The 18,004-nt window shown below is 41.6% G+C and carries 16 protein-coding genes and 7 tRNA genes; 7 read left to right on the top strand and 16 right to left on the bottom strand.

The features are described 5' to 3' along the window. Positions 1–41: 41 nt before the first annotated feature. On the top strand, positions 42–443 hold the full coding sequence (locus HGD77_RS06370; protein WP_004280011.1) for a DUF3144 domain-containing protein: 402 nt from the start codon (positions 42–44) through the stop codon (positions 441–443). 117 nt (positions 444–560) lie between these two features. Further along, positions 561–1,625: an amidohydrolase family protein gene (locus HGD77_RS06365; RefSeq protein ID WP_004729918.1), complete on the top strand. Its 1,065-nt coding sequence runs from the start codon at positions 561–563 to the stop codon at positions 1,623–1,625. 333 nt (positions 1,626–1,958) lie between these two features. Here HGD77_RS06365 and HGD77_RS06360 read toward each other — a convergent pair whose 3' ends face one another. Together HGD77_RS06360 and HGD77_RS06355 are read right to left on the bottom strand one after the other, a co-directional pair. Then, a complete protein-coding gene (locus tag HGD77_RS06360; RefSeq protein WP_168730756.1) occupies positions 1,959–4,730 on the bottom strand; it encodes a M16 family metallopeptidase in 2,772 nt (923 codons plus the stop codon). 144 nt (positions 4,731–4,874) lie between these two features. Beyond that, complete coding sequence (locus HGD77_RS06355; protein WP_004729921.1) at positions 4,875–5,696, bottom strand: PhzF family phenazine biosynthesis protein; 822 nt, start codon at positions 5,694–5,696, stop codon at positions 4,875–4,877. A 119-nt stretch (positions 5,697–5,815) separates the two neighbouring features. Here HGD77_RS06355 and HGD77_RS06350 point away from each other — a divergent pair, with 119 nt between their 5' ends. Next, positions 5,816–6,403, top strand: a complete 588-nt coding sequence (locus HGD77_RS06350) for a flavin reductase family protein (RefSeq protein ID WP_004729923.1) — start codon at positions 5,816–5,818, stop codon at positions 6,401–6,403. 117 nt (positions 6,404–6,520) lie between these two features. Continuing rightward, positions 6,521–7,255: a hydroxyacylglutathione hydrolase gene (gene gloB / locus HGD77_RS06345; protein ID WP_168730755.1), complete on the top strand. Its 735-nt coding sequence runs from the start codon at positions 6,521–6,523 to the stop codon at positions 7,253–7,255. Between the two features lie 429 nt (positions 7,256–7,684). On the opposite strand, the gene HGD77_RS17220 is transcribed toward gloB, so the two are convergent. From HGD77_RS17220 to HGD77_RS06335, 3 genes are all read right to left on the bottom strand, one after another. Continuing rightward, positions 7,685–7,930 (bottom strand): hypothetical protein, encoded by a 246-nt coding sequence (locus HGD77_RS17220; protein ID WP_211100815.1) that lies wholly within the window; start codon positions 7,928–7,930, stop codon positions 7,685–7,687. Next, entirely contained in the window at positions 7,903–8,109 is a 207-nt protein-coding gene (locus HGD77_RS16900; protein WP_211100814.1) for a hypothetical protein, read from the bottom strand. Before HGD77_RS16900 ends, HGD77_RS17220 begins: the two co-directional genes overlap by 28 nt. 388 nt (positions 8,110–8,497) lie before the next feature. After that, positions 8,498–8,770: a hypothetical protein gene (locus HGD77_RS06335; RefSeq protein ID WP_004729928.1), complete on the bottom strand. Its 273-nt coding sequence runs from the start codon at positions 8,768–8,770 to the stop codon at positions 8,498–8,500. A 433-nt stretch (positions 8,771–9,203) separates the two neighbouring features. Here HGD77_RS06335 and HGD77_RS06330 point away from each other — a divergent pair, with 433 nt between their 5' ends. Continuing rightward, positions 9,204–9,407, top strand: coding sequence for a hypothetical protein (locus tag HGD77_RS06330; protein WP_004280022.1), 204 nt, complete (start codon positions 9,204–9,206; stop codon positions 9,405–9,407). A 152-nt stretch (positions 9,408–9,559) separates the two neighbouring features. Here HGD77_RS06330 and HGD77_RS06325 read toward each other — a convergent pair. The 9 genes from HGD77_RS06325 to HGD77_RS06285 all read right to left on the bottom strand — a co-directional run bounded on the left by HGD77_RS06325 (position 9,560) and on the right by HGD77_RS06285 (position 13,465). Next, a tRNA-Leu gene (locus HGD77_RS06325) sits at positions 9,560–9,644 on the bottom strand. A 39-nt stretch (positions 9,645–9,683) separates the two neighbouring features. Next, positions 9,684–9,757: transfer RNA gene (locus HGD77_RS06320), tRNA-Trp, on the bottom strand. Positions 9,758–9,792: 35 nt separating this feature from the next. Next, positions 9,793–9,877: transfer RNA gene (locus tag HGD77_RS06315), tRNA-Leu, on the bottom strand. A gap of 380 nt (positions 9,878–10,257) precedes the next feature. Then, positions 10,258–10,343: transfer RNA gene (locus HGD77_RS06310), tRNA-Leu, on the bottom strand. 377 nt (positions 10,344–10,720) lie between these two features. Next, positions 10,721–10,805, bottom strand: a tRNA-Leu gene (locus HGD77_RS06305). A gap of 39 nt (positions 10,806–10,844) precedes the next feature. Then, positions 10,845–10,918, bottom strand: a tRNA-Trp gene (locus HGD77_RS06300). Between the two features lie 35 nt (positions 10,919–10,953). After that, positions 10,954–11,038, bottom strand: a tRNA-Leu gene (locus HGD77_RS06295). 107 nt (positions 11,039–11,145) lie between these two features. Then, on the bottom strand, positions 11,146–11,967 hold the full coding sequence (locus HGD77_RS06290; protein WP_004729931.1) for a protein kinase domain-containing protein: 822 nt from the start codon (positions 11,965–11,967) through the stop codon (positions 11,146–11,148). After that, the gene (locus HGD77_RS06285) at positions 11,954–13,465 is read right to left on the bottom strand and encodes a DUF3336 domain-containing protein (protein ID WP_005262041.1); all 1,512 of its coding nucleotides are present in this window, start codon (positions 13,463–13,465) and stop codon (positions 11,954–11,956) included. The genes HGD77_RS06290 and HGD77_RS06285 overlap by 14 nt, the downstream gene beginning before the upstream one ends. 188 nt (positions 13,466–13,653) lie before the next feature. On the opposite strand from HGD77_RS06285, the gene HGD77_RS06280 reads away from it, so the two are divergent. After that, positions 13,654–14,526, top strand: coding sequence for an ATP-binding protein (locus tag HGD77_RS06280; RefSeq protein ID WP_004729934.1), 873 nt, complete (start codon positions 13,654–13,656; stop codon positions 14,524–14,526). Beyond that, entirely contained in the window at positions 14,516–14,929 is a 414-nt protein-coding gene (locus tag HGD77_RS06275) for a DUF6176 family protein (RefSeq protein ID WP_004729935.1), read from the top strand. Before HGD77_RS06280 ends, HGD77_RS06275 begins: the two co-directional genes overlap by 11 nt. Positions 14,930–15,026: 97 nt before the next feature. On the opposite strand, the gene HGD77_RS06270 is transcribed toward HGD77_RS06275, so the two are convergent. Next, on the bottom strand, positions 15,027–16,070 hold the full coding sequence (locus tag HGD77_RS06270; RefSeq protein ID WP_034439156.1) for a hypothetical protein: 1,044 nt from the start codon (positions 16,068–16,070) through the stop codon (positions 15,027–15,029). A gap of 322 nt (positions 16,071–16,392) precedes the next feature. Then, positions 16,393–17,997, bottom strand: a complete 1,605-nt coding sequence (tnpC, locus tag HGD77_RS06265) for an IS66 family transposase (protein WP_168730754.1) — start codon at positions 17,995–17,997, stop codon at positions 16,393–16,395. Between the last annotated feature and the right edge of the window lie 7 nt (positions 17,998–18,004).

The raw sequence follows: 18,004 nt of genomic DNA, 5'->3' as shown, positions 1-18,004 counted from the left end.
CTATAATTAACGATTGAGATTTTAGTGTTAGGAACAAATTCATGGTTCAAAAGATTGAAGCAACCGATGTAACCGAAGAAGAAGCGTTAAATGCGGCATTCTTTGAACGTGCTGATGAATTTATTCAACAAGCCAACGAGTTTTGTCGCGTAGAAAAAGGTTCACAGGAAAAACCGAGCGATAAGCGCGGTCAAGTCAGTGCGGCGATGTTATTTGGTACTGCCCGTTTCAATACCTGGGTGGCAGCGAATAACTTTAAAGATGGCAATGAAATGCGTGATGCCAAAGATCAGGTCATGTCTTATATCTTGCAGCAATTTCAAATGATGCTGGAAGATAACTATGATGAATACTGTGAACAGTTCGAAAACTATTTGCGTTTCCGTCACAATGAAGAGTTTCATGCCAACAAGCATAACCATGATCACAAGCACGATCATTGATTAAAATACGAAAAGCCCCGCGGGGCTTTTTTATTTGCCGTGATTTACTATATTGACTTTGAAATGATTTTTATCCTATATAAGTTGAATAATAAATAAACTAAAATAACGTATAGCATGCAGCAACTTCCCTTCCAGATCATTGACCCACATATTCACCAATGGGATCCGTACAACACCCCACACGCGGCAGCGCTCGCGGTCAAGCTGTTTGGCAAACATCCCAGACTGCTGGACAAAATGGAAAGACTGTTAAAACCCAAAGACGTCATTGAGACCATTGGCCTGACTCAGCACCTGACTGCACCTTATCTGCCTGCAAATTACAAGAAAGATGCAGGACATTATGAAATAGAGCAGATTGTGCATGTTGAAGCCAGCTGGCATGACCATAAAGGTACGGGGGTGGTAAATGAAACCCGTTTTATCGCTGGGCTTCCTTTTGATCAGCACATTATCCAATTGGGTGGAATTGTCGCCACGGCGGATCCGCGGCAGAAAAATTTTAAACAGTTGATTCAATTGCATCGCGAAGCTTCTCCCAAGTTTCGGGGCATCCGTAAAATGGCTGCAGTACATCCAGATAAAGGGATTCATGCCTGGACCGATGAACCGCATCTCTATCGCAACACAGATTTCCTGAAGGGCTTTGAAGAACTGGCCAGGCAAGATTTAAGCTTTGATGCCTGGGTGTACTCTACCCAGATTGCGGATGTTACTGCGCTGGCCAAAGCCTTTCCAAACACCCCTATTGTGCTGGATCATCTGGGTACGCCCGCAGGTTTATTTGGCAAAGTGGGCAAAGCTACAGGCAAGACCGAACAAGATCGCACCCAGATATTTGCGGACTGGAAAGATCAGTTGGCAGAACTGGCCGAATGCAAAAATGTATCGACCAAAATGTCTGGTCTGTTTATGCCAGTCTTGGGACATGATTTTCACACGCAGAAACGGCTGGCAAGTAAACAGGAATTAGTGGAACGTGCCGCACCCGTGATCCAGCATACTTTAGACTGTTTTGGTTCTGGGCGCGTGATGTTTGCATCCAACTTTCCAATGGACAGTGTCAGTAGCTCACTCACCAACATTATTGATGCCTTTAGCGATATTGTGCAGGACTACAATGAAAATGCCTTAAAGTCGATTTTTTATGAAAATGCTAAACGTTTTTATCGACTTTGAGTAGATGAGGACATGCTAAGTTGGATAACAGATTCCAGTCTAAATACGCCTTCAGGCAAAGGACTATGTATTTTACTCACTATTATTTCAAGCTGGATAACGTCTTATTATTATCAAATGGTGATCCATCATTCTTTTGATCAAGATATTGCTTTCGTTTCAGCTTTGATTGGCTGTGGAATATTGATTTTTTTTCTTATTGTATCTGTTTGGAGTCTGCCCCTATCTATCCTTGCGGGCATAATCGGAGGGATTATTTTTAGCCATAGAGCAACCTAGAGCATAAAACTAAAATAAAAAAATCCCCTCACTTGAGGGGATTTTTTATCAACACTACGATGTTTTAACTTGCTTACCGTACTGATCAGCCATCACTTCCACCAGCTGGTCCGGCTTGATGTATTTTTTGATCATGGCATCAATATCGGCTTTGCTCAGTTGAGCAATCGCCTGATCACGTTTTTCCCGGTAAACCAGATTACGGTCTTTTTCCAGCTGTGGGATCAACATAGTGTGAATACGACGATCATCCTCGAGTGCAGTTAAACGCTGTTTCAAGATACTGGCTTTTGCCGCTTCCACTTCCTGTTCAGTCACGCCACGTGTCAGCAGTTCATTCAGTACCTTATGCACTGCCTGAGAAACCTGTGCGGATTTTCCAGCCGTATAATTGGCACTAATCATCATTGCACCCACATCTGCCCATTCATCGAGTTGCACATCTGCACTAAAACCATAGACTAGTGCATTTTTCTCGCGTAACTCTTGTGCCAGTCGTGACGACAGCTGTGAATCACCCAGAATATATCGAAATACCTGTAATGCAGGTGCATCGGCATGATCAGCACCGACCAGCATGCTCATAAATGCCTGATAACTCCCGAATTCACGCTGCTCAGACAAAGCATGAATTTTCTGGGCTGGGTAGCTTCGATATTCCGATTTTAGACGCTCATAAGGCTGTGCAGCTTTCCAGTCTGAAAAACTGTTTTTCAGTACATTTTGCATCGATTTCGGATTAAATTCGCCCGTAACCGCTATTTGCGCATGCTGGGTTTTTAAAAACTGCTGATACAGTGCCATAACCTGTTCGCGAGTCGCTTTCTGATACTGTTTTTTGGCCAATTCCGGCTCGAAATGAAAACGCAGATCGCCAGGCTGATAAATCTCGATCGTTCGAGCCATCGTCAAGCTCGACACGGTATCTGGTTCAGTATAAGGACGATCCAGACTGGATAAAGTCTGCCCCTTGATTAAATCAAACTGACTTTGCTCAAATGCCGGCGTTTTCAGCACATCAACCACATACTGGAAAAACTCCTCAAACTTTTCTTTTTTGGCGCTGATCTGCAAGGTCAGGCCATTGCCGGATGCACCGGCAGTTGCCGAACCACCTACTTCAATAATTTTATCGGCAATCTGCTGCAAGCTTTGAGTTTTCGATGAGCGCAACATTAAATAAGCGGTCAGATCCAGAATCTCGCCTTTATTCATCAGGCTTTGTGCAGTACCAAAATCCAGTGAAATTGTGGCATAAACCTTGTCATCGCGGGTAGTCGTCGGAAACAACGCGTATTTAATGCCATTTTTCAACTTGCCACGCTGAATCTGTTTGTCTTTACTGTACAAATACTGTTTGGATTCCTGGACATATTGCTTCACTTCAGCCTGATAAACACTGACATCTTTCAGTGGCTCTTCTGCTTCAGTCTGTTGATCCAGAGTTTTTGCCGGTGCTTCTGTTTGTGCCAGTTCCTGCGCTTTTTTCTGATCTTCCGGGGTAGGTAAAATATTGCCAGAAATCCGGTATTCAGGTTTTAAAAAATTCTTATAGACCTGATTGACCTGATTCACATTCAGGTTTTGAATCGCGCTCAGATCTTTAAAATACTGGCTCCAGTCACCCGAATACGCCACTGCATAATCACTTAAACGTGAACCTAAAGCAGTCGCACTATTTTTAATATTGTCGGCCTGATTTCGGGTCAGATTTTTAGCCCGGTTTAATTCTGCTTCGGTAAATGGCTGGCTCTTTTCTACGCCTTGGATCAGCCCCTTTTCAATATCCTGTGCCTGATGATTCGGAGCATAGATTGCTCCCATAAACACCAGATTAAAGTCTTTATCCAGCCAGGTACTGGATTGCACCGCTGTTGACTTCCCAGTTTCCACCATATTCTGATAGAGATGTCCACTTGGCTGCAAAGTATAGAGCGTTGGCGAAACAGCCAAAGCCGTTTTAATGCTTTCTTCGGATTGATTCAAATAAAGATTAAACTTGGCCAGATCACTGCCTTTCTTTACTGTAAATTCACGCTGTTTGATTTGCTCTGGTTTAAGCGCTGGGACTTTCACTTGCGCTGGTACATTTCGGGATTGAATCGGACTGAAATGCGTATCCAGCTGTTTTAAGACTTCGGCATTATCAAATTTGCCCGAAATGACCACAAAGGCATTATTCGGTGCATACCATTGACGGTAAAAACGGTTCAGCTCCTGCATATTGATGGATTGCAGCTCATTTAGGTCACCAATCGGCAAACGGCCTAAATACTGATTGCCATAAGCAGATTTAAACACCTGATCGATCAATACTGAAAATGGCTGATCCAGACGAATTTCACGCTCGCGTTTTACAATATCAATTTCAGTCGGTACATATTTTTCCTGAAGCACCAGCTTGTCCATGCGTTCGGCTTCGAGAAAAATGACTTCACTCAGCGCAGTTTTTTCAGGACGGATCACATTGGTATATTTGGTCGAGTAATAGTCGGTACTGGCATTAGTCATCAAGGTATATTGATCCAGTCGACGCTGGAATTCATCCCCTTTGACATTTTCTGTGCCTTTAAAGGCCAAATGTTCCAGCAGATGGGCCAGTCCGCCCTTGCCCTGAGGATCATTCAGGGAACCGGTCAGATAGACCGTATTCATAAAAACTTTATTTTCTTTATCATTCGGTGCCAGGATAATGCGCAGTCCATTATCCAGTCGGTATTCTTCAATATTCTGTTCCGTTTTCACCAAAACAGGCTGTGCAAAACTTAGTACACTACAGCCAGACAATACAATAGCCAGACTTAAATTTTTATAACGTAGCAACATTCTTCATCCAAATTATAAATATAAATTTTTATTCGCGCCCATCTTAGAGAATGATTCTTTTTCTGAATAATCTATTCCAAGCCGAACCATCAAAATAACATGCCGCCTCACCTGACGACATGTAGATCTATGTAATTATAAAAATTATAGATAAATTTCAGCCTGCATATATAGCTTGCCGTAACCTGAAATTTCAATTCGTTCCTGATCTTGCAAGGCACAATACAACACCCCACCACGCGCTGATGCCTGATAGGCGACCAGTTCATTTTTACCGAGTTTCTCAGCCCACAGCGGCGCAATTCCGGTATGAATCGAACCGGTTACCGGATCTTCATTGATGCCATTACTCGGTGCAAAATAACGTGAAATACAGTCGTATTGGGTATCTTGTGAAGTGATCGCGACGTCTAGATAGGTATTTTGAGCAGTAATTGCTGTACGCTTGCCATTCAACTGTTTTAACAGTTCAAAATCAGGTGTTTCATCCAGCACATCCTGTACCGATTCATATTCAATAATATAGCCCTGCGCGTTCAGATAAACCTGTTTAAACGGTTTATTCAGGGCCTGTCTTAAAGCTTCAGGATATTCAGCAACGGGCTCTGCACGACGGATTGGAAAATTCATTCTGATCTTGCTATCCGCATCCTGATTGACTACAAAAATGCCTAAATCTTTTACATGAAAATGAATCGTTTTCCCCGTATCAAATTGATTGAATAGTACAAAGCTGCTGGCCAATGTCGCATGACCACAAAAATCCACCTCCTTAGTTGGCGTAAACCAGCGGATCGCATAATTATCGCTATCGATAACTTTAACAAAAGCTGTTTCAGACAGATTATTTTCCAAGGCGATATTTTGCATCAAACCATCTTCGAGCCATTCATCCAGCACAATCACGGCTGCGGGATTGCCTTTAAACAGTTCCGTGGTAAACGCATCGACCTGGTACATTTTCATTGTTTGAATTCCTGAATATAACGATCTCTAGTTTAAAAGCTTTTTTGCAAGAATGAACTTGAATATGTTAATGATCTCATTAATCTAGCCTATTAAATAAATAGACCAAATGGTGCTGCATGATAAACTCCCATATTCAAAGTGTTCCCTTAGAAAAAGCTTATCGTCTGATTACCCATGGCCCTACTGTACTGGTATCTGCTCAAGATCAGCAGGATACAGATGTTATGGCAGCAGCCTGGGCATGCGCATTGGAATTCAGCCCCGCAAAAGTGACTGTGGTTCTGGATAAAAGCACCAAAACCCGAAATATTATTGAAAATTCAGGTTATTTCGCGCTGCAAATTCCAACATTGAAACAACTGAATATGGTCTATCGTCTGGGTACGCAGAGCTTGCATGATGTGCCGGACAAACTGGCACAATCCGGAGTAGAACTATTTCATTTTCCTGATGCTGATATTCCTGTAGTACAAGGCTGTGCGGCCTGGATACTCTGCGAGCTGATTCCTGAGCCGCATAACCAGCAAATGCATGACCTGTTTATAGGCAAGGTGATTGCAGCCTATGCCGATGATCGGGTCTTCCGCGACGGCCACTGGCATTATCATGAAGTGGATGAAGAATGGAAAAGTATTCATCATGTAGCCGGCGGGCATTTTTATACCATCGGCAATGCTGTAAGCATTGATGATCCAGCATCATAAATTTTTCAAATTTAGGATAAATGAAAATAATCGCGGATGATCAGATGATATCAACCAGCCCCAGAGCATGCGAAATTATGCTACTTTATCTTTAATCTTCATTTGATGTGATGCGCTATGATGCCTTTTAAAATTCACTGTATTGATGTCCAGAATTCACTGCAAAATTATATCTGGTTGCTTGAACATACTGCGTCGCATCAAGTGGCCGTGATTGATCCAACCGAAGCAGAATTGGTACAAGACTATTGTGCTGAACACGGTCTAACCATAAGTCAAATCTGGCTGACTCACTGGCATAAAGATCATATTGGCGGTGTGCCGGGGCTGATCCAGGAACAAAATCTGCCCGTGTATGGCCCACGAGCAGAACTAAGCAAAATTCCCTTTATCACCCATCCGCTTGAGCATGAAGAACAGTTTAATTTTCATGGAATAGATATCCAGGTGATTGCTGTACCCGGGCATACACTCGGCCATATCGTTTATTTTATTGATGCAATTGATGTGCTGTTATGCGGGGATACTTTATTTGCCATGGGCTGTGGCCGAGTTTTTGAAGGAACATTTGAACAGATGTATCATTCACTGTCCCGTCTGGCTGCCTTGCCGCCGCGCACACAAGTGTATTGCACCCATGAATACACATTATCGAATGCCCAGTTTGCCAAACACGTCGAACCAGATAATCCTGAAATTCTGGAACGCTTCGAGCAGATCGAGCGTTTACGTATGCTAGGCCAGTGCACGCTGCCAAGTAGTATTGAAGATGAATTGCAAACCAATCCTTTTCTGCGTGCAGAAAGCGTGGAAGAATTTCAGCGTTTAAGAACCCTGAAAGATCAATTTTAAACCGGATTCAAAGCTGAAGATCAATGCTTCAGCCGACTCACTTATTTGTCATTTGCGATGCATAGAATGTCATTGAAAGGAACGTACAACTTTTACACAAATCGGAACACGTTGAACTTCCACTTAAAAATGACTTTCTGTACCATTTTTCCTTTCTTATGATCAACCACGTCTCCTATTTTTTAGGAACTAATTTTAGTTCTAACACATGAAATAATGACTTATAAAAAATAGTAGGATGTTTATTAAAATTGGATAAATTCACGGAATATTGCTCAAATAATTATCGTGGAACCTAACAAATGAATAAAAAAGCCCAATTTACTTGAATTAGGCTTTCACCAATAATATAAGTATATGATTTATATAAAATAAAAAAGTATTCCGTATGAAGTGTATTATGTTAATTTTAGGAAATCTCAATAATTATTAATTAGCTTCAATAGTAAAACTTTGCTTTTCATAATTACCTAAACACCATTTGAATTTTTCTAATACTTTTGCATTTACTTGACTGTCCTCATATTCAAATTCATGAAAATCAAATTTTGCATAAAAATTTCTGAGTTCTTCGAATGGCAGGCAATACACTTCTTTTAGATTTTTCTTTTTAGCTGTTTCTACTAAGTACCCAACTAGCTCATTTGCTAGAGATAGTCCTCTAAACTCATCCAGTATATAAATTCCCCCAATTTCGACTTCATCATCATTGAGGTAAACAACCCTGCCAACTCATCGTTATAAGTAACGATTGCAATAATTTCATTGTCTAAAGAGCTTGGAACAAAATCTATCTTTTGATACTGAGCATTTATCCATTCAAGATCGTTTGCAGTTGCTAATTGTATTGCCAATTTTTATTCCACCAAATTAATTCAACTCTAGATTAGAAATAAGGTAAAAGCCTTTAATAGCTCATATACTTCAAAATCCACAGCTCATCAGTCTAGTTAATTTAGATTGGAGTTACAGACTAAATTTATAAAGCAGCACCTATATGTTTATAAAAAGAACTATCTCTAAATCTACAACTTATTTAACATAATGGGCATTACAAGAAGTAAGGTCTGTAAGCCCCAAATAGAAATGTCTGCTTTCAGAGCATGACATTAGTTCTGTCGTTCAACTTTAAAAGTGACATTGGCTATGTGGATCCCGAATGATGATGTGTAGGATAGCAGTAACCAGGTTCTTAGATTCTATTTACTAGAATTGACAACATATGTGTTGCATGAAGCAATGTTAAAGAATCTGGTTACTTTGTGCATAAGTATCCAGTTCACCTTGAGTCACGACACGCACCGCCTGCATTTCATCAATACGTACCAGTAGTAAGCCACCTAAAGCGGGTTGATAACGACGGGCACAGCCAAAAGGCGTATAGGCCACTTTCGACTGAACACTAAAGTTCAACCAGTCTTCATGTCCCAACATCACAGCAACCGGATCAAGTCCCTGCTGCTGCATCAATTCAATTTGTTGATTCACATAGTGCTCAATGGTCAGTTCAGTCATGGTACGAGTATTCAGTTTTAGAATTACATTTCAGACAGTATAAAGCATGCAAATCAGGTTAAAGATCAGAAAACCAGCAGCTGGTATTCTTTTAATAAATAAGTCGATTGGATTTTAATTTTCTCATTGTAGATCTGAAATTTTCTATTTCATACGGTTGATAAAATTATAAAACAACCTGTTTCACTAATAAATTATTGAATTAGAAAATTAATTATCCAAATTTATAACTTATAAAAACTTAATATTTAGTTACAACCTATTCAATATTATAAAAATCATTTACTTAACGCTTAAATTGATTTTTTCTTAATCAACCAATGTTCACTATATACGCAAATTCATTTAAATTAATTTAAATAAAGGCATTTGCCCTTTAAAAGATAATTTTTCACCCTTATTTAAGATTTAACAATGATGAAGGAGTGATCTCGTGAAAAAAGTGGTTAAAGCGAAAAATTTGATTGCATTTCGACTATGGTTAGAAAAATTGGGATATTCGGTACGCACCCTGGCGGATGATCGTGGTTTCAGTTTCAGCTTCAAGAAAGAATATGGCCTGGTGACCTGTGATCTGGCAGGTAATGCCCTGGCACTACAACTAGGCGAGGAATTTGAAGATCACTTAAAAGCCTGATAGCTTCTATTTAAGAGCAGAAAAATAAATTAATCTTTCCACTGATTCAACAGCGCTATTCTCCAGTTATTCAGCCCATTTCGATGGGCTTTTCTTTGTTCACTAAATTTCAGGCAATAAAAAAGCAAGGCATCAGCCTTGCTTTAATATGATGGTGGGGACGGAGAGACTCGAACTCTCACACCTCGCGGCGCTGGAACCTAAATCCAGTGCGTCTACCAATTTCGCCACGTCCCCATCAGGGTACCAACTTAGCGTTGGATTTCTTTCAAACTTTGGCAGAGGATCAAGGATTCGAACCTTGACGAACGGTTTTGGAGACCGTCATGCTACCATTACACCAATCCTCTACTTCCACCCAATATCCAGTTACCCAAATATCGATTGGTGGGGACGGAGAGACTCGAACTCTCACACCTCGCGGCGCTGGAACCTAAATCCAGTGCGTCTACCAATTTCGCCACGTCCCCAATGGCTGTGTATATTATAGAGATAGACCGGCATTGACAAGCGATTTTACAAGCGATCACAGTCTATTCCGCCATAAAATAAACAGTTAGTTCTATTTTTTAATTTTTTATAAAATTTATGCCGAAAATTTGATTCATTTTAGGATATGACCGCCCATTCGTTATTTTTAATCATTTCGATTCAATTCCAATATTTCAAATTAAAACTCAAATGACCTTCTAATCTTGATCAGCATGGACATTCAGAATGCTGAAACTATTATTGATAAATAATGTCTGAGCCAGTGCATGAACTCAAAATAGAATACAGCATAAATAACAACGGCTTTGCCAAATTTCAGGCAATAAAAAAGCAAGGCACTCGCCTTGCTTTAATATGATGGTGGGGATAGAGAGACTCGAACTCTCACGCCCAGAGGGCGCTGCGACCTGAACACAGTGCGTCTACCAATTCCGCCATATCCCCATGGCTGTGTATATTATAGCGATCAGACCTGATTCACAAGTAGTTCTATAGAAAGCTAAATACTTTTATATCAAAAATTAATCAGTTAATTCACTATTGAGCAAATACTGCTCTATTTAGACCAATAGATAAAATTGATAGACACCATGGGACTGATTCATATAACATTTAAATTATTGAATATACAGATCGCATGAATTATTGCAGCAATACAATGAAATTTACTAAAGCCCTGCCCTTGCAATCATTCGCTAGATAATTTAAGCCCAAAACGCATTGATGTTCATCAACCATGACAGCAAAAATCTGGTACTAAAAAAACCGCCCTCAAATTTCAGGCAATAAAAAAGCAAGGCATTAGCCTTGCTTTAATATGATGGTGGGGACGGAGAGACTCGAACTCTCACACCTCGCGGCGCTGGAACCTAAATCCAGTGCGTCTACCAATTTCGCCACGTCCCCATCAGGGTACCAACTTAGCGTTGGATTTTTTTCAAACTTTGGCAGAGGATCAAGGATTCGAACCTTGACGAACGGTTTTGGAGACCGTCATGCTACCATTACACCAATCCTCTACTTCCACCCAATATCCAGTTACTCAAATATTGATTGGTGGGGACGGAGAGACTCGAACTCTCACACCTCGCGGCGCTGGAACCTAAATCCAGTGCGTCTACCAATTTCGCCACGTCCCCAATGGCTGTGTATATTATAGAGATCATTTCCAGCTGACAAGCCGTTTATCATAAAAAAACACTCGTTTGATTAAATAAGAAACAATTCAAGTTTTATTGTATTTTTCTCATTCAATTTCAGTCATTAAGTAGTCTTTCACAGCTTGAAAATCGGCCAATCTATGCTGCTTCTGCTTACTTAACATTTCTTCTAATAAGCCTTGAAAAGCCTGTAAGTGCTGCGGTAACTCAACTTTCAGACGCTGACAATGCAAAAAGGCCCAATCCAGATAATCTGTCGCCTGTAAACGCTGACCACTCAACCACTCATAAAAAATAACACCCAAAGCATAAACTTCACTTTGTAGGCTCTTGGCTTGGCCTTGGAACAGTTCCGGCGCCATATAACGCGGTGTCGCATTCAGTTCATGCAGGTCATTCTGATGGAGTATTTGGACATGCTCAAAATCAAGCAGGCAGACCCTGCCCTGATTATTTGCAAAATGTTCCTGCTTTAAATCGGCATGCAAATAACCCAATTCTTGCAGGCAGATTAAAGGCTCCACAGCTTGCAGCAAATGTTGCCGAATTTGCGTGATGGATTGCTGATGCGGCATGATCTGAAAATGCGCCGGCGCATCGACCAGAATTAAGGCCTGCTCAAATTGTTCATGATTGATCTTGAAAGGCTGTTGAATAATTTGATGTGGAAGGAAAAAATTTAGATCACCTGAGCTGGCATGAGCCTGATAAAAATCCAGCTCATGTTGCCAGCCTAGTTCAGCATGTGGAGATGATATTAAACTATCAGATCCATGCGATATCTGGGTTTTTAGCCAGAGCGCATTTCCCTTGGCATAATAAAGACGCCGACCAAAACCCAGACTACGGGCTTTGGTTCGTAGTTCAAAATCAGAAATATCGAGATGATCTAAATTAAGTCGTGGCAATGTATTCAGGTATTGGATTAAGTGTATGCTGATAATTTAGCAGCTCCAGACAATGCTGAATAGTTTTCCCGACCCGTTCCTGAGTCTCAATGAGGGAGATTTTTGGCCAAGTAGCCCGCTCCCCTTCACGCTGTAAAATTTTAAACAGATACGGCCGCGGATTTTGCAACATATAGCTATAGTGGCGTAGGCTATATTTACCGACAATATTCACATCACCATAATAACGCTGGTCAACTACACCATAGCCATGATCCAGTAGACGGCGTACAGGAGGCAAGCTACCGGCATGTTCCCGGGCGAAATCCATCATTCCTTTGGTAATCACCGCGCCCTGACGGCGAACAATTCGTTGTGGCCAGCTCAAAGTACCTTTACGGAAACGTGAAATATCATCCTGCATGAATGGCACGATATGCGGGTTGGTCTGACTGGCAATGGTATAATTAATATTATACAGGCGTGCCATTTTCTCCTGCGGAAAATCACTGCGCACGCTGCCATCCACCCAGCGGGTTGAACCCATATAAGGCGTATATTGACCATCATAGCGCTTACTGGTCAAACGAACCGGTGGAAACAGAACCGGCACCGCACAAGACGCCAGTACCGCACTCCAGACCAGCAAATCCGGAGAAGTATAGGCATTTAAAATGCGTGCATCCTGTCCAGCATCATAAGGTGCAACCGCAATATTGATATGCAGACCTGAGGTTTTGAGTGCTTCTTCGAAGGTCAGATCACCCAGATTTTCGACCAGAAATTTTTTTAGATATTTTACATCCGCCAGACCACCATTACCTTTCATCAATTCACTCATGGTGCGGAAATGAAAAGCCTCATGAAAGCAATTATGGCCTTTCAAAATATCAATATATTGCGAAGGTTTGGATACACCTAACATGGCGGTCATGATGGCACCCGCACTTGAACCGGACATTACCTTCGGCAACAAGTCCTGCTCCATTAAGGCTTTGCATACACCAGTATGAAACAGACCCAGCGTCGAACCACCGGAAAACATCAGGGCTGGCTGGCCATAGGCGCGCTGACAATGCTGAAAATATTCGATTTTTTCTTCCATACTGAGACAGGTACAGTCTATTGAAGCAATATAGGCTAAGCCTTGGCTGACTTCTTCGACATAATCTTCAATAATTCTTTTAGTGCCCACATAGGCTTCGGTAAACAGTAGAGGATGGGCAATGTTGGCAATATCGTAGCTCAGGCCTTCGCGCAAAATATACATCAGGTCACGGGTGCGCTTTTGTTGTCGATAGCGTCGTAATTTACCCAGACGATGTGCGATCACTTCTGCATCAAAGTAGGGTGAACTGTTATCAAATTTCCATTCCTGTGCACCTGATTCTTCATCTATTTTCAGGGCAATATATTTCCATTCCTCATAGGACTCAGCCTGTTGCAGCTGCTGCTTGAGCTTTTTAATACGATAGGCCTGATGTGGATTAATATCCTGAGTAAAATCTTTAAACAGCATCTGCCTTTTCCCTATATTTATTCTTGATACAGCTCGTACCCAGAGCCAGAAAATGTGTACAAATTTTCTATCCTCTACAATAACGAAAATTCTCTACTTTAAGCAAATTATCATACTTTTCTGGCTTTGACTGTGAATTTTGCAATGGTACTATCTTAGCCATAATTTTAAATCTGTAATGTTAAATCATGGCGAAAATTGAGTTACCTGACCATATTTTAAATGCCCTTTCGACTGTTCTGCAGCAACTTCAGCAAAGTCTGCCCGAACTAAAACAAATTCCTGATTTTTCTGCTCATGCCTATAAATGGCAACATGGTGAACTCAAACCTATTCATCAGCTTAGACAGATGGAACTGGCCGATTTAAAAGGGATTGAGCGACAAAAAGAAAAAGTCATCCAGAACACGTTGCAGTTTTTAAACGGCTTACCTGCCAATGATGTCTTACTGACCGGTTCACGCGGTACGGGTAAATCCTCCATTGTTCGTGCCCTACTCACCGAGTATGCAGATCAAGGGTTACGATTAATTGAAATCGAACGGGATGACTTATCTGATCTGCCTCAGATTCAGCGACTCATTGCAGAGCGTCCAGAAAAGTTTATTGTCTATTGTGATGATCTGGCTTTTAATGCTGAAGATGAAAATTATCGCAGTTTAAAAAGTGTTTTAGATGGCTCTTTACAATCTGGTTCCAGCAATTTTGTGATTTATGCGACCAGTAACCGTCGTCATTTATTACCCGAATTCATGCATGAAAACACCCCGGTTACCCGGGTTGATGTTCCGCAATATACCGAATTGCATCCGCAAGAAGCGATTGAAGAGAAAATTTCGCTGTCTGACCGCTTTGGTTTATGGCTGTCTTTCTATCCAATGGATCAGAACCTGTATTTAGAAATTGTAGAACATTATCTCAAAAAGGCAGGCATGGAACTCACGCCAGAAACCCGTGCTGAAGCCCTACGCTGGTGTCAGGCACGCGGTCAACGTTCAGGACGTGCTGCCTATCAGTTTTCCAAGCACTGGATTGGTTCAACCCAACTAAATGCCTCTTAACAGCTTAAAAGCGACCGGTTCAGGTCGCTTTTTTCATATAAATCATTTATATAATAATGATACTCAAAAGAAAATTAAAATTATGGATGTCGGCGCAGTTCTCATTCAACTTAAGCCCTTACACATGCAGCAAGTTCATGACTGGCAGCGTACTTTGAAAGCACGTCAAGACGAAGTAATTGAAACGCTTAAGGCTGAACAGATTCATGTCGAGTCCTGGTTTTATCTGCAACTTCATGGTCAGGACTTTTTGATTGCATATATGCGCGCCAACAACATTCAAAAAGCGCAAAATATTGCAAAATTCAGTACCTTCCCGATTGACCAAGTGCACAAACAGCTTAAAGCGTCATGGCAAGCGGTTTATTCCGCTGAATTGTTATTGGATGCTACAGCTATCTGATTTATTAGCACGGCTATTTAAAATAGTTTTGTAATAAAGACTACCTAATAAAAAATAAAAAAGCCCCGGCAATACGGGGCTTTTTTGACATCTCAAATTATTGTTTATCCCCGATAATGGTAGACCACAGCAGGTCATCAATTTCACTGCCATTGAAATAAACAGTAACCTTCAATGATTCAGGCTGGTTCTGTTTGACTTCAATCACCTGATCATAACTGTCATCAATTCTAAGCACACCCTCTTTTGGTAAATGCTTATAGTTATTTAATACGGTTTCATCCATTTTGAATGGTGTCGTAGTATTGAACTTAAAACTGTAACGATAATCTGCCAGGTCAGGCTGACCGATAATCGTGCCACGACTGGTTAAGGTACGAATCCCATTGCTACCACTGCCATAATCATCCACCAAGCTGTAATTATAATTACGCACTTGCAGGTATTCTTTGCTCTTTGTATCAAACGCGATTCCAGAAGTACCCGCCTGACCGGTCTCGGCTATACGCTGGAATTCCAACTGATCGATTTGATAAGACTCGGATTCACCCATTTCATTTTTAGTTTTACGATGCACAATCGTGCCAGAAATCAGGTAGTCGTCCTTGAGATTAAAATCTACATTTGAGCCATAACGGACATTGCTAAAGCTTAAAGTCGTCGTATCACCGTTCATCGTCTGAGTAATGGTTGAGCCTTTACGATAAGTCTTGTCCAGAATAACACAGCTATCTTTATCCGTTTTTAATTTCAGGGTTTTGACCGAACCAGTGGTATTGACTTCCGAACAGATCAGATTTGGATATTTAATACTATTGATGCCCAGATTATAAATTTTGATGATACGTGCAGTACGCCCATAAGGATAATGTGCAAATACTTCACCAATCATGTGACCCAGAGCGACGTTATAGTCGGTATCATTACTGGTATTGCCTGAAATTTTATCGCGAATTTTATCTACAATGTCCTGATCTTCAAGCAGGACAAATTCCTCTGAAAGCTCAGAGGAAATACTTTCCTTCGGAACATTTGGAGGTGTAGTGACAGTAGGACTGTCTGAGCTACTTCCCCCACCACTACAGGCACTCATTAAACCCGAGACAAGAGCGAGTCCAAAGATAGAAATCTGCTTTTTTATAAAATTTATTCCCTAAAATTTCTTTGCATTTTTATTTGGTGATCACTAAAGATTGGCCATCTCGAAACTGAATAGCTCAAATGCTATTTCTGCCGGTAATGTTTTTTCTTGGCAGCCAGCTTTATCCTTCGATAGCGCTTTATCTTTAAACAAAGAATTTTTTGGTTCTGTAATTTTAATGTATATTTCAAACAACAATTATCATAAGAAATGAAGTGCTTATTTGAATCTTGTTCCTTACCAGAGTCACTTTTCAACACACTTAAAGCGCATTTAATTAGATGGATTAACGTAAGCGTCCGCTGAACCCCATGCCTATTTTTTAATTCGGTTCAGGTTTCCAGCAGTGTGGCAGTAACTCTTCAATCTGGGTCACTTTATGTGTCGGCAGCCTTTTCAGCACATCACTTAAATAGGCATACGGATCCAGCCCATTCAGCTTTGCTGACTGGATTAACGTCATGATGTTTGCCGCTCGCTGTCCACTGCGCAGCGAACCTGCAAACAACCAGTTCTTACGGCCCAATGCCCAGGGACGCATTGAGTTCTCTGCCCAGTTATTGTCAATGGGTAGATTGCCATCATCCAGATAGCGGCTTAAGGCTGGCCAACGCTTCAGACTGTAATTGATGGCCTTGGCGGTTGGAGAACTCGATGGCACCGTCAGATAATGTTGGTTGAGCCATTCATACAGTTGTTGCATCACCGGTTGGCTGTGCTGTTGTCGGTATTCGCGGCGGTGTTCTGCTGTACTATCGGTCTTTTTCCTGAGTTCTGCTTCTATCGCATACAGTTTCTGAATCATCAGTAATGCCTGTTCAGCGATCTGACTTTTCCCAGTCACATGTAGCTCATGGAATTTACGACGTGCATGCGCCATGCAGCCCACCTCAATGACATCGCCTGATTTAAAGCGTGCTTTATAACCACTGTAATCATCACAGACCAGATGGCCCTGCCAGCCATTCAGGAACTCTTCTGCATGCTGACCTGAACGGCTATCCTGAAAGTCATAGATCACCGCTTGAACTGGATTGTACTGTGTAGTGGCATAGGCCCAGACATAACCTTTCTTCGGTTTTTTCTCATCATCACCCATCCGCATGATGGTGACCGGTGTTTCATCTGCATGCAGCACCTGCTGTTGTAGTACCACCTCTTTTAAGGCATTGGCCAGAGGCTCCAGTTCTACACCGCAGCGACCTATCCAGTCAGATAAAGTGGATCTGGACAGATCAATGCCAGCCCGCTGATAGATCAGGCGCTGACGGTACAGCGGCAAATGATCGGCATACTTCGATACCAGCACATGGCTGAGCAATTCAGGTGAAGCAATGCCTTTATCAATCACATAGGCGGGCATCGCTTGCTGAGTCAGGGTGTCACACTGATCACAGACCCATTTGCCACGCACATGCTGTTCCTTATAGAACTGTGCCGGTCTGAAATGCAGTTTTTCACTGATATCTTCGCCGATACGACGTAACTGGCAGCCACAACTGCATTGGGTTGATGCAGGTTCATGCTCAATACGGATGGTGTGTAGATGATCCGGCAGCAGTCGACGTTTAGGTTTGTTGACTGTGGCTTTCTCTGTCGCTACATCGGTTTTATCTGCATTCAGCCGCTCCAGTTCCAAATCAACTGCTGCGATATCCTCTTCAACCGCTTCATCCCAGAGATGGATTTGTTTTGCGGTGAGATGTTCGTTTTTACTGCCGAATTTGTGCTTTTTAAACAGCGCCAGTTCATGCTCGTATTTTTGATTGAGAATAGAAAGATGCTGAACTTTGGCATCCAATTGCTGGTTTGATTTTTCTAATTCTTGATTTGATTGTGCCAGAGACTGATGCTGCAGCGCCAACTGCCTGGTAAATTCCAGCAGTTGTTCATGGGTCAGTTGGCTTAAGTCAGGCAGCGTATTCATGACCGCA

Source organism: Acinetobacter sp. NEB149, assembly GCF_012516415.1.
Taxonomy (GTDB): Bacteria; Pseudomonadota; Gammaproteobacteria; order Pseudomonadales; family Moraxellaceae; genus Acinetobacter; species Acinetobacter lwoffii_V.
This window is presented reverse-complemented; position numbering and strand designations above follow the sequence as displayed.

What these genes read in the sequence shown, in the direction of transcription:
- HGD77_RS06335 (WP_004729928.1), bottom strand. Translation starts at nt 8,770, where the DNA reads ATGACTGAACTGACCATTGAGCACTATGTGAATCAACAAATTGAATTG.
- HGD77_RS06280 (WP_004729934.1), top strand. Translation starts at nt 13,654, where the DNA reads ATGGCGAAAATTGAGTTACCTGACCATATTTTAAATGCCCTTTCGACT.
- HGD77_RS06365 (WP_004729918.1), top strand. Translation starts at nt 561, where the DNA reads ATGCAGCAACTTCCCTTCCAGATCATTGACCCACATATTCACCAATGG.
- HGD77_RS06275 (WP_004729935.1), top strand. Translation starts at nt 14,516, where the DNA reads ATGCCTCTTAACAGCTTAAAAGCGACCGGTTCAGGTCGCTTTTTTCAT.
- HGD77_RS06355 (WP_004729921.1), bottom strand. Translation starts at nt 5,696, where the DNA reads ATGAAAATGTACCAGGTCGATGCGTTTACCACGGAACTGTTTAAAGGC.
- HGD77_RS06370 (WP_004280011.1), top strand. Translation starts at nt 42, where the DNA reads ATGGTTCAAAAGATTGAAGCAACCGATGTAACCGAAGAAGAAGCGTTA.
- HGD77_RS06350 (WP_004729923.1), top strand. Translation starts at nt 5,816, where the DNA reads ATGATAAACTCCCATATTCAAAGTGTTCCCTTAGAAAAAGCTTATCGT.
- HGD77_RS06360 (WP_168730756.1), bottom strand. Translation starts at nt 4,730, where the DNA reads ATGTTGCTACGTTATAAAAATTTAAGTCTGGCTATTGTATTGTCTGGC.
- gloB (WP_168730755.1), top strand. Translation starts at nt 6,521, where the DNA reads ATGATGCCTTTTAAAATTCACTGTATTGATGTCCAGAATTCACTGCAA.
- HGD77_RS06285 (WP_005262041.1), bottom strand. Translation starts at nt 13,465, where the DNA reads ATGCTGTTTAAAGATTTTACTCAGGATATTAATCCACATCAGGCCTAT.
- tnpC (WP_168730754.1), bottom strand. Translation starts at nt 17,997, where the DNA reads ATGAATACGCTGCCTGACTTAAGCCAACTGACCCATGAACAACTGCTG.